Origin of the sequence: Flagellimonas lutimaris (genome assembly GCF_003581615.1) — a bacterium.
GTDB lineage: Bacteria > Bacteroidota > Bacteroidia > Flavobacteriales > Flavobacteriaceae > Flagellimonas > Flagellimonas lutimaris.
Window position 1 is genome coordinate 617,388 of the sequence record NZ_QXFH01000077.1, and the last position, 14,224, is coordinate 631,611.

The 14,224-nt window shown below is 35.2% G+C and carries 12 protein-coding genes and 1 pseudogene; 3 read left to right on the forward strand and 10 right to left on the reverse strand.

Annotated features, from left to right (window positions below; all coding sequences use genetic code 11):
- Positions 1 to 62 precede the first annotated feature (62 nt).
- From D2V08_RS16985 to D2V08_RS17015, 7 genes and pseudogenes are all read right to left on the reverse strand, one after another.
- The gene (locus tag D2V08_RS16985; protein WP_119609618.1) at positions 63 to 668 is read right to left on the reverse strand and encodes a hypothetical protein; all 606 of its coding nucleotides are present in this window, start codon (positions 666 to 668) and stop codon (positions 63 to 65) included.
- A 248-nt stretch (positions 669 to 916) separates the two neighbouring features.
- On the reverse strand, positions 917 to 2,716 hold the full coding sequence (locus D2V08_RS16990) for a helix-turn-helix domain-containing protein (protein ID WP_119609619.1): 1,800 nt from the start codon (positions 2,714 to 2,716) through the stop codon (positions 917 to 919).
- A 156-nt stretch (positions 2,717 to 2,872) separates the two neighbouring features.
- The gene (locus D2V08_RS17920) at positions 2,873 to 3,178 is read right to left on the reverse strand and encodes a serine hydrolase (protein WP_119609620.1); all 306 of its coding nucleotides are present in this window, start codon (positions 3,176 to 3,178) and stop codon (positions 2,873 to 2,875) included.
- A 585-nt stretch (positions 3,179 to 3,763) separates the two neighbouring features.
- Positions 3,764 to 3,955: pseudogene (locus D2V08_RS17925) on the reverse strand (DUF4386 family protein); the annotation flags it as partial.
- 228 nt (positions 3,956 to 4,183) lie between these two features.
- Entirely contained in the window at positions 4,184 to 4,363 is a 180-nt protein-coding gene (locus D2V08_RS17930; protein WP_119609622.1) for a DUF4386 family protein, read from the reverse strand.
- 411 nt (positions 4,364 to 4,774) lie between these two features.
- Positions 4,775 to 7,930 (reverse strand): ABC transporter permease/M1 family aminopeptidase, encoded by a 3,156-nt coding sequence (locus D2V08_RS17010; RefSeq protein ID WP_245980615.1) that lies wholly within the window; start codon positions 7,928 to 7,930, stop codon positions 4,775 to 4,777.
- A 137-nt stretch (positions 7,931 to 8,067) separates the two neighbouring features.
- Positions 8,068 to 8,955: an ABC transporter ATP-binding protein gene (locus D2V08_RS17015; RefSeq protein ID WP_119609624.1), complete on the reverse strand. Its 888-nt coding sequence runs from the start codon at positions 8,953 to 8,955 to the stop codon at positions 8,068 to 8,070.
- A 208-nt stretch (positions 8,956 to 9,163) separates the two neighbouring features.
- On the opposite strand from D2V08_RS17015, the gene D2V08_RS17020 reads away from it, so the two are divergent.
- The 3 genes from D2V08_RS17020 (at position 9,164) to D2V08_RS17030 (ending at position 11,804) form a co-directional block, all read left to right on the forward strand.
- On the forward strand, positions 9,164 to 9,955 hold the full coding sequence (locus D2V08_RS17020) for a sensor histidine kinase (RefSeq protein ID WP_119609625.1): 792 nt from the start codon (positions 9,164 to 9,166) through the stop codon (positions 9,953 to 9,955).
- Positions 9,955 to 10,650 (forward strand): LytR/AlgR family response regulator transcription factor, encoded by a 696-nt coding sequence (locus D2V08_RS17025; protein WP_313790111.1) that lies wholly within the window; start codon positions 9,955 to 9,957, stop codon positions 10,648 to 10,650. The genes D2V08_RS17020 and D2V08_RS17025 overlap by 1 nt, the downstream gene beginning before the upstream one ends.
- A gap of 293 nt (positions 10,651 to 10,943) precedes the next feature.
- A complete protein-coding gene (locus tag D2V08_RS17030; RefSeq protein WP_119609627.1) occupies positions 10,944 to 11,804 on the forward strand; it encodes a sigma-70 family RNA polymerase sigma factor in 861 nt (286 codons plus the stop codon).
- Between the two features lie 75 nt (positions 11,805 to 11,879).
- Here the strand turns inward: D2V08_RS17030 and D2V08_RS17035 are convergent, their stop codons facing one another.
- The 3 genes from D2V08_RS17035 to D2V08_RS17045 form a co-directional block, all read right to left on the reverse strand.
- Positions 11,880 to 12,551 carry a ferredoxin reductase domain-containing protein gene (locus D2V08_RS17035; protein WP_119609628.1) on the reverse strand — a complete coding sequence of 224 codons (672 nt, stop codon included), beginning with the start codon at positions 12,549 to 12,551 and terminating at the stop codon, positions 11,880 to 11,882.
- A 114-nt stretch (positions 12,552 to 12,665) separates the two neighbouring features.
- A complete protein-coding gene (locus tag D2V08_RS17040; RefSeq protein WP_119609629.1) occupies positions 12,666 to 13,088 on the reverse strand; it encodes an OsmC family protein in 423 nt (140 codons plus the stop codon).
- 30 nt (positions 13,089 to 13,118) lie between these two features.
- Complete coding sequence (locus D2V08_RS17045) at positions 13,119 to 14,219, reverse strand: alkene reductase (RefSeq protein ID WP_119609630.1); 1,101 nt, start codon at positions 14,217 to 14,219, stop codon at positions 13,119 to 13,121.
- Positions 14,220 to 14,224 lie beyond the last annotated feature (5 nt).

Below are 14,224 nucleotides of genomic sequence, written 5' to 3' on the forward strand. Positions count from 1 at the left end.
TAATTGTTACAGTTTTGCCCTAATGGCACACAATAATAGAATATATGGCAATAGATAAATTTTTATAACCAGCTAAAGCCTAACCCCACATTAAAGATAACTGCATCTCTGTGTGCATCTCCTTCTAAAGACGCACGGCCCAAAACTAATTTAGACTGTACATTAAGTGCGAAGTTTTTCTTTTTATAAATTTCATAACCTGTACTTGCCATTACAGCGCAACCAAAATTCCAATCGTCATTTACATTGTCTTTAATATCATAAAGTGCTGGCGAATCGATTGCTAAACCAAATCCTCCTTGAATCCACCATCTATCTTTTACCCAGTATTGAAGCGATGGGATGAAACCTCCAAAATGCCTGTCATTATCCTGAAATTCATAAACATTTCCTGGCATAGCGGCAGTAATGGCGAGTTTTTCATTTAACATATAGCCCAACTTTAAATCTGGAAAAACAAACGTTCCCTGAGATTTATCGAATGTTTGAATACCTTCACTATCTTCTAAACTGATTAGACCTCCACCTACTGAAAATTCAATAATAAAGCCATCTCGCTGTGTTGTTGTTGTTTTAGAATCTGCGTTTTGTGCATATGTTATACTTGATACTAATGCAAAGGCTACACAAGCCATTCTTGATACCATTTGTTTTTTGATTGTTTTCATTTTAATTGATTTATTATTATTTGATGGAGCAAATTTGAGGTATAAGAAGACTGTAAACGTTCGAGATTATAATCTCGAACCAATTCAAGTATTAAAATGAAAACTGTTTGAATTTTAAATTTTTTAGGCTAACTCTAGTAGCGTATGGGAATAAAATAATTTTCAAACCTAAACATTAAGAAAAGGTAAAGCGTCTAAAAATTAATTTAGTGTGTTTTAAACTGAGGTAAAAGACCTGTGACTTTTCGTTATTTAGTATTAGATTTTACCCATTTACTAGGTGTAATGCCCTCTGTTTTTTTGAAGTAGGTGTTAAACACGCTTTTAGAATTAAAACCACTGTCATAAGCTAAGCCAAGAATAGTTAAATGTGAGTTTTTTGGGTCTATGGCTAATGCTTTAAAATGATTTAAGCGATACGAATTCACAAAGTCATTAAAATTAAGATGAAAAGCTTTATTTATTGCGTATGACATTTTATTGGTATTTAATTCAAACACATCAGCCACGAATTTTAAACTTAATTGTGGATTTAAGAAAGGTTCGTCCTCTTTAAAATAAGAACGCAATTTCTCTTTTAGCGTATCTATTTGTTGAGCATCTAAAATAATTGACGATGATTTTTCATCGTCTGTTTGATGGCAATTAACGTCTTCAATGGACAAATTAGACTTGTGTAGCTCTGAAAACTCTTTGGTATTATGTAGAGGTTGTAAAAAAGGTTCTTGCCTATAGTTTATAACTTGCCCACGTCTTTGCTCAATCATTTCTTTTAAGCGTGTAAACCCTTGGTCTATATAACTTGAATTGCTTAAAATAAACACATCATAGGGGACTGGCATCGTTTCTTCGTTTTGAGATTGTGACCATTTTGTCATCATTTGCTCCGGAACTTCAACATCCTTATTGTTGATAAGTTGAAATAATAGATTCTTCTCTTCTTTTAACGTAGTGTCCTGAATACAACATTGAAACTGTTGACTTCTGTTTAGCCATATTAAACAGAAACATTTCAAATGATGTGCTAATGCTAAATCAGTATTAAGTGTTAGAGCGTAGTTTACATTTTCTAATGCTTTATCAAACTTGCGTTGGTAGTAGTAAATACTAGCTAATGTGTAATGGTTATTTGCGGATAGCGGATCTACTTCTAATAATCTGTTTGCATACGTTAAAGCCTTATCAAAAAAGCCAAGCGCTATAGAAAGCTCTGTCATAGCTTCTAATCCATCAATATAATTTGGATTAATATCTAAAGTTTTTTCTATATGTATATATGCATTTTTAAAATCCCATTCACCCCAAAGAAACTTCCCTACGAAAGAGAGCGGATATTCGGGTAGTGCTGTTTCTATTTCTTTGGCTATTAATAGATTGCCAACGGCTAAATCCATAGCTTCTTGGTAAGGCATATAACCCCAAACGGCCAATAACCCATAGCATTGTAAATTGGCATAATAAGCTTTAGCATAATTTTTATCTAAGTTAATAGCTTGATTATAATATGATATTGCTTGATTTAGACTTTCTGGTGTCCATTTTAATTGCAATGAACGCCCTTTTAAAAATAATTGATAAGCCTCGACATTATTTGTAGGTTGTTTAATTAAATGGTCCTGCACTTCAAAATGCCCAAAATTGTTTCGGACTTCATCTGCTATGGCAAGACTCACTACATCTTCCAATTCGAAGATATCAATTAATTCTCTGTCGAATTTTTTAGACCAATATTGCGTACCGTTTTTTGTATCTATCAATTGCCCTGTTATGCGAATGCTATTGTTTGATTTTCTAACGCTTCCTTCTAAAACAGTAGCCACACCTAATTGATTACCAATATCTCGGACATCAATGTTTTTATTTTTAAATGCAAACGAAGACCGTCTTGCAATAACCTTTAAGCCTTTTATTTTTGATAAGGCATTAATTATTTCTTCTGCAATACCATCACAGAAAGATTCGTTATCAATATCATTACTCATATTGACAAAAGGTAAGACTGCTATTGATTTATTTAAATGGAGTAAGTCTTTTGATTGAAAATGCATCGCGTTCTTTAGAATTAAGTTAAAGGTAATAATAGATTTTTAACTAATCTAGGCCATGAGCTTTGCTAGGGTACAGGATTCAGACATTTATTTTGATCATCTTCTCCATATAGCAACCTAGCTTCCTTTTTCGTGTCCTGTTTCTATGATATCCTATTAAAATAAATGACCTGAAAGTAGACTTATATACAGAGAGTATGGTTTTTGAGTGATTTTTTCAATGATTAAACCTAAGAATGAATATCGCATATTTGAATAAGAAAATCGAGCTCCAGATATGGTTCTAACTTTCATTACAAAAGCGTTTTTAGTAAAAAGATATTCTAGTGGCGTAGTAGAAGTTGATTTAGTACTGAAAACCTGCCACAAGCCGATATCTTCAATTCCTGCCGTATGGTTTAATAAATCTCTAATTGTAACTGGATTATTTTCCCTCCAAGGGTAATCAAAAGTTATATTGATAAAATTTTGTAAACAGGGAAGTCAATGTCTAATATTCCATGGGTTGCCAAACGAAGAATACTTGTGCTATTAGTGTTTTTTTGTCACTGAACAAATTAATAGGCTATCATTAGTTTCTAAAATTTCATTTGTATCCGCATCCTTTAAGCCTATTGCTCCAATTGCAACTCTAACTTCACGAAAAGTTGACCATACAGCACCAGTCAAATTTCCCTTGCAATCACCTTTTTTACATCTTCTTCTAAATTGTCATTCTTTTGTATGACTGAGATATTATACAACAATACAGAAAGAAGTAATATAAAAAATTTAATCATTTAAAATAGTCTAAGAGTATCACTATTTACTGTTCCTCTTGTTATGTTGTCAAGGTTGTTTCTAAAGAGTGTTTCTCAGCAACTTCATTTCGATTAAAAATGAAAGTTCTGTATTGATACGTAGGTTTTATGGTCTGTCCTTTTGTGGTGACATAAGAATAGTGCAGATTTTAAAACTTAAAAAAATCGCTTGAAAACCGCCTATTTATATTTACTTATTTCAGTTTTGGCAATAAAACTGCTATTATTCTTTGTTATAGCACGTTTATTATCCTGTTTTCACCTCTTTTGTCCTCGACCCTTTAATCAGAAGCCAAAGAATAAATACTAATTCTCCTAGTGCAGTAAACATACTAAAGCTTGTATCGAGATTTGGATACAAAAACACTTTTAAGTGGCCAACAACATAACCTATACCAGCAATGATTAATAGCCAGCCCATTATTTTTGGGATGTATCTAGCTTTTAATACCTAAAAGAACTAGACCAAAGAACCATTCGTATTTATAGGATTTAATATAGAACAGCATGAATTCTGAAATTTGTTCTTGAGAATTCGAAAGAAAGTAGGAATTGCCTTTTGTTAAGGCAAACACCTTTATCAAATTTGTTACGGCTACTAAATAAACTCCAGTTTATAGCAATCGAAACCAAGCCGTAAGTAGTGATAGACTTTTATTTACTGGCTTTAAAAAAATATATAATGACCAAGCAACACAACAGCTACTATTGTAATAAAGAATAGGAATATGGCAACATTAAATAAGAATGAATTATTAATGATATTAGGTGCGGTCTCTATTGCATCATTTGGATTTACTAAATCTGAGATAATTTTAAGTTCAGCAAATGGGACCGATAAAGTCATTCGTCACAATCCAATTCCTGCTATTATGGCTGCTCTTAAAAGTGAGATGTCTTTATTCATTATGTAATGTAATTAGATGTTTAGTTTTAAGTTTTATTTGTGATTCTTACTATGAAATTCTTAAACCTTATTAAAACCAAGGACAAATACATAGGAGTAAATAAAAATTGATAACCGTCATTATTTAATGTATGCATTCTATTTTATTTAGTAATATTTCGCAACGCTCTTTCTGATTGTTTTTATCTCTACAAAGAAACGTCAAGAAGTAACATTCTTTTAAACTCTTATGCAGCCTTAGATATAAAGTTTGATGATGGATTGAAAATTATGACGCAAACAAGCCTTCCTATTATATCTTGAATATCAATCTTAATTCCGCAAACTAGTTATGTACCATAAGGCAAAAAATTACAATTCTACAGGCTTAAAACTTTCAAATAAATCAACTACTATATGATGAATGGAATCTGGTGTAACCGCTCTAAAATAGCCTAACAAGTCTTGACTGGTTGCATAGCGATTGGTATTCATTTTTAGTTTACCGTTGGTGGTATTCCAATCTTCCAAAAAGCGTCTTAAAGATTTATTGACCTGCTCCTCGCCTATTGCCTTTTGAAATTGATACATGTTGATGGCACCTTTGGCGTAATACACATATTTTTGATTTTCTACTAAAGCCAGTGAAGGTTCCTCTAAAGCTTCTCTATCTTTACCTTCTTTATACCTCTCTTTTTGAGTCTCTAAAAATTGAAGCAACTTCTCTTCGGAATACTCTTGTTTTAAAACCATCATAGCTGCATACTGTGACAAGGTTTCTAAAATAAAATGTCTCCCTTTTACATTGGCTGCTTCTACCTGCATACCAAACCATTGGTGTGCAATTTCATGGGCAGTGACATAAAATGCCATATCTACATCTTTCTCGTCGTCTATATCCAGGACAAAACCTATAGATTCGGAAAATGGAACAGTGCCTGGAAATGATTGTGCAAATTGCGCATAACGCGGAAACTCCATTATACGTAACTGTTCATATTGATAAGGACTAAAATTTGTGCTATAGTAATCTAACGAGGCTTTCATGGAGGTCATCATTCGATCTATGTTATAAGCATGCCCCTTATGATAATAAATTTCAAGGTCAACAGTGCTTCCTAAAGTATCCTGTTGGGGCATCCACTTATCTTTCTTTATTTCATATACTGCCGAAACCATGGAGTAAAAATTAATGATTGGAATTTCCATCTTGTAATGAAAGTAGTTACGATTATTTTCAGTCCATTGTGTCAATAAATTCCCAGGCACAACCGCTGTTTGATCTTCTGAGGTACCCACGGTCATTTCAAAATTTATTCCATCGGAATCACTACCAGATCTTGCATTTACGAGTTCCCTAATATCGTCTCGTTCGGCTTTATTGGAACGTGTGGGTAAATTATAATCTTCACGTTCATCAGGGTCGTTAAGTTCATATTTTCTAGTATATCCTATCCTCGGTAAATCTGAATTATTAAAAAATGTACCGTTGTTATTGATGTTTACATTCGAGTTTCCTGATTCAAAACCTTTTGTAGTAAAGCTTTGCTTAAAATACATGTTTATAGAGTCACCAGGCTTTAAAGTTTTATTGAGATTGTAAATGAAGTAATCAAATTTTTTATACTGATTGTCTGTTGTAAACCCGTCTTCAAAGGATACACTGTCTAATGTGACGTTCCCTTCAATACGTTTCTGAATATGAATCGATTTGATGCGCTCATTCGTGGTGTTTTTCAAAATGTAATAGCCCTCTGCGGTGTAATCTCGTGTTTCGGGATACAATTCTAATTGTAAGTTAACATCTACTATTTTAGGTTGTGGGATATATTCAAAGGACTTCAGTTCTTTTTCATACGCTACTCTAAATGCAGTAGCTTCAGAATTGGTCCAATACTCATTTAAAACGTTCGTGTTGTAAAATATACCACCTCCAACAGTAATAAAGGCTAAAAGTACCAGGCCCGAAAACCTAAAAAGCGGTTTGCTTAACCTGTATTTTACTGCTCTTATTCTTTTTACCAAGTTGGTTTCAATCCCTCTAACCGATACTAAAGATGCTATAATCAATAACAGCATACCAAAGAGAAACCAGTACGATTTAATTAACAAGTAGGGTTTTAAAAAGTGGCCATAACCATTCATATCGGAATAAGCCCCTAAGGAGCTACCTCCGAAAAAGTATATATCATGATCAAACCCAAATAACCCCATTGCTATATTGGCAATAAAGAATACAATGACCAGCATGACCCCGACGAACTTATGGTTAACAAGTGATTGGATAAAAAATGCGATGAAGGTATATAAGGCTAGAGATGGTAAAATCTCTAGAAAGAAACCATAAAAATAGACTTGAAACTCATAGTTATAATAACCGCTCAAAGTTTGAAATATAATTCCTGAAATAATTAATGCGAGCATTAATACAACATATATTAAGTTTAATCCAATGTACTTGCCAGCCAACTTCATAAAGCTTGACATGGGTGTTGCGTCATAAATTAAATTGAGTTTGGCGTTTCGCTCCTTCCATACCAATTCTCCAGAATAAAACACCAAAAGGATAATGAAGAAATAAATGGATGTTTCTTGAAGTTCTTCCACAATAAAGTATGTTGCTGGATAGCTGTCTACACCATATACAGTCCCAAGATTTACAGAATTGATAAGAATGATAATCATCCCACAAATAACAATACCCCAGAATGATGACTGTTTGCAAATACTGATAAAGTAAAACCAAGAAAATTGTTTTAACTGTATCAGTTTTGAAAGTAAACCAAAATGCTTTTGAACATCAGGCATAACCACATCATTAACCTCATATGAGGTTTTACTGGCTATTGTTTGCTGCTTTTCTCTTTTAGACCGCTTTTCTTTTACAACATTAAAATTGAATTTTTTATAACCATAGATCAGCGCAAGAATTCCCAAAGAAATCCAAAACAGTTTATTATATAGTAATGCTCCTATAAAAGGAAGCTCTTGTGTACTCTTTTCTATAGCTGTCCAAGATTTTGTAGCAAAAGTTGTTGTTGTTAGTGAAAATGGATCTAAAATGGCTTGCCAAAATTCATTGGAAATAGCTTTGGTCAACATATAAACCACAAATAAAATAATGCCTTGGGTATATACCACTACTAGGTTTCTACTTAAGGCACCAGTGACAAAAAACAAAGCCGCTCCAAAAAACAAAGTTGGCAGCGTTACCATTAAAAACGTCTTCAAATAAATAAAGGCATTAAATGCTAATAGATTATCCGGGGTAGTCCAAGGCATAAATTCGCCTAGCATCATACCAAATAGAATACCGGTAAATACAAAAAGTAAAACAGCAAACGATCCTAAAAACCGCCCCAGTAAATACTCTTTTTTCTTGATTGGTGCAGAAAAAACGAGTGACTCTATGTTATATTCAAAATCTCTCAATACAGAAACGCCCATAATCATGGAAGCTAAAATCATGAATATGCCTGAAATGGCTCCCATTGTTTTTGCAATCACTAGGGGTGAATTTTTTTTCATAAGCCCCATTTCTGAACCTTGAAAAATAAAGTCTACGCCCACAATAGAAAATAGAAATAGAAACAGGAAGAACACATACGTGTCCGGTCGTTTAATGCGATATTGAATTTCGAACTTAAAAATTTGATACCACATAACTAGTTGGATTTAGCGTTAGTATTACTGAATATTTCCGAAAAGTATACATCCTCCAATTCGGCATTTATTAGAGAAAAGCCATCCCCTGGGTTCTCATCACTTAAGATGTGTATGGTTGGTTTTCCTAGAAATAACTTTTCACTAATCACCTGATAATTTTCCTTGTAAGTGTTTAATTCTGCTTTTCCGATTGTTTTTTGATAGACTTTGTCTTTTAGACCCTCTAGTATTTGTAACGGCTGCCCTTTTAAGCAAACCTGGCCTTGATTAATAATCGCCATGTTCGTACAGAGTTCCTTGACATCATCAACGATGTGCGTAGATAGAATAACTGCGGTATGTTCTCCAAGTTCACTTAACACATTGTAAAACCGATTCCGCTCTACAGGATCTAGTCCAGCTGTAGGCTCATCTACTATTAGCAACTTAGGATTGTTCAGTAATGCCTGTGCAATACCAAAACGCTGCTTCATACCGCCAGAAAACCCTTTAAGATTTTGTTGTCGCACTTCATATAAATTGGTTTTATGCAAAAGTGCTTTTACTAATTCTTTACGTTCATTTTTATTAGTGATTCCTTTAAGTACCGCGAAATGATTGAGTAATACCTCCGCAGATATTTTTGGATACAAGCCAAATTGCTGTGGTAAGTAGCCTAATACCTGTCGCAATTCATTTTTTTGTTGTAATACATCGATGTCTCCAAGAACAATGGAACCGGAATCGGCATCTTGTAGCGTTGCAATGGTTCGCATTAAAGTTGACTTGCCTGCTCCGTTAGGACCTAATAAACCAAACATGCCTGTTGGTATCTCTAGTGAAATGTTTTGTAAAGCCTTAATCCCGTTTGAATACGTCTTTGATAGATTGTCGATTCTCAGTTCCATACTGTTCGTTTTTTGATTGATTGAGGCAAACTTATGGCGAGCCTTAATTGTAAAAAACAAAAAGTGATGTACTTCATAGTAGTTGTGACACAAGACCTTAAGAAGGGTGCAAACGTACCTTATCCCCACTAAGTAGGTGTTTATCCCTCAGTATCTGTTGTTTATCAACTTATTTGTAGAAGGAGTTTTATTTAACTAATCTTGACGTATGAAGTTGAAAATATCAGATAGACGAAAGAAAATCATAAACAGGATTTATAAAATATCCCTTGTAATTATAGGTCTGGTAATTGTATTGTTTAATGACACTTTTGGCAAGTTAGAAGGGTTTGTAGAGTTTATTGTCCTGTACTTTACTCTTTTATTTATAACAATAGCATACTGGGTTTTTAAACAAATCAAATCAATTATTCGCTTAAAGAATGAAAAAGAAAAAACAGAATTACTGCATTTAAAAAGTCAGGTGAATCCACATTTCTTCTTCAATACACTCAACAATTTATATGGATTAATGGAGAAAGATTCCAAGGAGCGGGAAATGGTACTCAAACTGTCCGACATGATGCGATATAGTATTTATGAAGGGCAAAAAGATAGGGTTACCCTTCAACAAGAAATAGATTACCTAAAAAACTATATTGCGCTTCAAGAAATACGCTATCATAAAAAGTCCGACGTTCAGTTTAATACTGAAGTTGAGAATCCTGATGCTAAAATAATGCCTTTATTATTTATTATTCTAGTCGAGAATGCCTTTAAGCATGGCTTGGAAAACTTGGAAAAAGGTGCCTATATTCATATTGACTTAACCGAAGGGGATAATGAAGTGAATTTTGTAATTGAAAATAATTTTGAAGTACAGCAAGAATCCAATACATCAGGAATTGGTTTAAAAAACTTAAAAAGAAGATTAGCGTTAGTCTACCCAAATAGGCATACGCTTTCGTTTGATGTAAACCCTAATAGTTATAATGTTAAACTATCTCTAAAGCTAAAATAATGAGATATCTAATCATAGATGATGAACATATCGCACACAAGATTATAATGGAATATTGTGAAATGCTTCCACACATGAAGTTGCAAAAAAACTGTTATAGCGCTTTGGAAGCTCTTGAGTATTTAAATACACATCAAGTGGACTTGATCTTTTTAGATATAAATATGCCAAAGCTTAAAGGGTTTGAGTTTTTAAAAACATTATCAGCGCCTCCAAAAGTTATAGTCACTACGGCATATAGTGAGTTTGCCATAGAAGGTTATGAGCTTAATGTTTCGGATTACTTATTAAAACCGTTTAGTTTAGAGCGCTTTTTAAAGGCCGTAAACAAAGTTATGGGCTCAAATACCAATTTAAAAAATGCGAGTTCAGAAGAAAATGACAGGGCAACAAAACGTATATTTTTGCGTCAGAATAAATCGTATATCCAAGTAGAAGTAGATACTATTTTATTTATTGAAGCTGCCGGAAATTATACCAAAATTGTTTCTAAAACCGATACCATTACCATACGCGAAAAAATATCCGATATATTAGAATCACTACCATCAGATGATTTTATACAAGTGCACAAATCATTCGCGGTGGCCATAAAATATATTAATAGAATTGAGGGAAATAGAATACATATCCAAGACCATACAATTCCAATTGGCAAATTATATAAAGCCAACCTTATTAAGATTTTGAACTAGAGACTTCCCAAAGTAATTATTAAATACCATTCCACACATTACCCTCCCCCACTCCTATTCGACTTCGCTCAGGACAGGCTCCGGTTATGCAAAACCGCATGCTATTACATTATTTAAGGATATTAGGTAGTGTTCTTGCCAATAAAATGAGACAAAATCTAAATTTTCAACACAAAACGGGATGAAAAGATGCTTTTTTATAAAGTATTTTCAAAGAAAATCGAATTTTACTAGGATTTCTGCAAAATATGATTAAGTTATATATAGATAGAATGTGATACTAAAATAAATATATGAGGCAACTAAAGATTACCAAACAAATTACAAACAGGGATACTAAATCATTAGAAAAGTACTTTCAAGAAATTTCCAAAATTGATTTGATAACTGCGGACGAGGAAGTAGAACTGGCCAGAAGAATTCGGGAAGGTGATCAAGCTGCACTTAATAAATTAGTGAATGCCAATCTGCGTTTTGTGGTGTCTACCGCAAAACAATACCAAGGAAGTGGCCTAAGGCTTTCCGACCTGATCAATGAAGGAAATATCGGTTTGGTGAAAGCAGCCAAACGTTTCGATGAAACAAGGGGATTTAAATTTATTTCCTATGCGGTTTGGTGGATCAGACAGTCCATACTACAGGCAATTTCACAAAACTCCCGTATGGTGCGGTTACCCCTTAATAAGATTGGTGAAATCAGTAAAATAAAGAAAGTGTTTTCATCTTTGGAGCAAACACATCAAAGACCTCCAAGTGCGACGGAAATAGCAAATGAACTTGATATGAGTTCAGCCAAGGTAAAGTTGGCCATGAAAAACTCGGGAAAGCACTTGTCCATGGATGCACCTTTTGAGCCTGGTGAATCTTCCAACCTTTACAACGTTATAGCATCAAAGAACACCACACGTCCGGATGATAAAATGATAAAGGATTCCCTAAGCGCCGATATTAACCAAGCATTAAAAACTCTACCTGACCGTGAGAGCGAAATTATACGTCTTCATTATGGTCTTGGAGAACGGAGCCCAAAAAGTCTGGGCGAGATAGGTGAATTATTTGATATCACTAGGGAACGTGTAAGGCAAATTAGGGAAAAAGCTATCCGAATGCTGAGAAAACGTTCGCACAACCAAGTATTACAGGCCTATTTGTAGTGAGCAGAAAATAATAATATGAAAAAGCCAACCTAAAGGTTGGCTTTTCTGTTCTTCATAAATAGGTATTTCCTTTTAGGACAACTCCTCGGCAACCATTTGGTCTTTCGAAATACCGATCTCTTCTAAATCCTGCTGTACCGACTTCATCATGGGTGGCGGTCCACAAAGATAAAACTTGGCGTCCTTATCCGTAATATGTTCTTTTAAAAACTGGATGTCTATAAAACCGTGAGGATACTTACTGCTCTGTTCATCCGAAAGGATATTGATAAAGTCTTTCCCCAACCATTTTTCAAATTCTGCCTGCATGATAATATCCTTTTCACGCTTATTGGCGAACAACAAACGATTGCCTTCCAGTTGGTGCTTCCGGGCCAAATCCCTAAAAATAGCGATAAAAGGGGTCACCCCTGCCCCACCGGCCAAAAATATGCCGGGACCTTGGTAGGATATGGCGCCCCAAACATCTTCCAACAATAGATGGTCGCCTTGTTCCAGCGTTTGCAGCATATCCGTTACACCGTTATGATCGGGATATACCTTTATGGTAAACTGTAAAAAACCATCATCCGGAAGTCCCGTAAACGTAAACGGGCGCTTTTTGTCCCGCCAACCTTCCTTATCCAAAGCAACTTCGGTAGCCTGACCTGGCTCAAAAGTATAATCGGCAGGTCGTTCCGTCTGAATTTGAAGTACATCGTGGGTTATAAATCCTATTTCTTGAATTTTTACTTTATGTGGCATATAGTGCTTTTAGTGGTTAACAAATATCTTTTTTCTTTTTCTTGGAGGGTCCGTCCTAAAAAAGATACTGACTTACGAAAAGCCAGCATCTTTCAATACAACGGATTCGTAGTACTATTTTTCTAAGGTAACTTTGAGCTGGATATCCGTTTTTAAAAGTTTTGAGATTGGGCATACCTCCTTGGCCTTATGTGCAATTTGCTGAAATTGCTCGGCATCTATGTTGGGTATATTTCCTTTTAAATCCAGATTGATTAAGGTAACCTCTCCATCTTCAAATGTTACAGTGGCAGCAGTATCCAGACTATCCGGTGTAAAACCTTCTTCGCCCAATAGAAAACTTAACTGCATGGCAAAACAGCCGGCATGTGCCGCCCCTACCAATTCTTCGGGGTTGGTGCCTTTTTTGCCATCTTCAAAGCGAGTATGGAATGAATAGGGCGTACTGTCCAATACTCCACTGGTTGTGCTTAATGTTCCTTTTCCTTCTTTGCCCGAACCTTTCCACTGGGCATGTGCGTTTCGTGTAAACTTCATGTTTTGTCTTTTTAATTTTATTAAATCTATTTATGCTTTTTGTTCGGCACTTGCCATAGGATAATCTGTGTATCCTTCTTTGCCGGGAGTGTAAAATGTATCCTTATCCCACTCGGCCAATTCAATACCGTGCTCAAAGCGCTCCACCAAATCTGGATTGGAGATGTATGGTTTACCGTAGGCCACCAAATCTGCATTTCCTGAGGCAATCACCTCATTACCGGAATCTTGGTCAAATCCTCCATTGATCATTAACGTACCATTATACAACGGTCTAAAATGTTTGGCAATTTCCGTTACCGCGTAGGGTATGTCGGAAACATCCGTAAATGGTTCGGATAGATGGATATAGGCCAAATTATAATTATTCAATTTTTTGATGATGTATTCAAAGGTGGGTATGGTGTCTTTATCCATCGTCATTCCGAAAACCCCGTTTAACGAAGGATTGAATCGAGTACCTATTTTTTCTTCCGGGATTACTTCCTTGACCGCGTCCAGTACTTCAAAAAAGAACCGCGCTTTGTTCTCATGGCTTCCACCATATTCATCTGTTCTTGTATTGGAGGTGCCATTAAAAAACTGATGGAAGAGATAGCCGTTGGATGAATGGATTTCTATCCCATCAAACCCGGCTTCAACCGCATTTTTGGCTGCATTCTTGAAATCTTCCACCGTAGTTTTAATATCCTCCTTGGTCATTTCCTTGGGAGTTACGGTGTCTTTAAAGCCATCTGGGGTATATGATTGTGCGTTTGGATTTATCGCTGAAGGTGCCAAAGGCAATTCCCCATTATGGAAATCTGGATGTGACATTCTACCCACGTGCCATAACTGTATGAAGATTTTCCCACCTTTGTCATGAACTCGTTTGGTCACCTTTTTCCAGCCCTCCACCTGAGCTTTGGTATGTATCCCTGGGGTATTTACATATCCTACCGCACGTTCCGATACTTGAGAACCTTCGGTGATTATTAAACCTGCAGAAGCACGCTGTTCATAATACAGGCCGTGGAGTTCATCCGTCGGCTTTTTTTGGTCGCTGACTGCCCTACTTCGGGTCATAGGTGCCATTACGACACGATTTTTCAATTTTATATTCTTGTTGTACGGAGTAAGTAAATTTTGCATATATC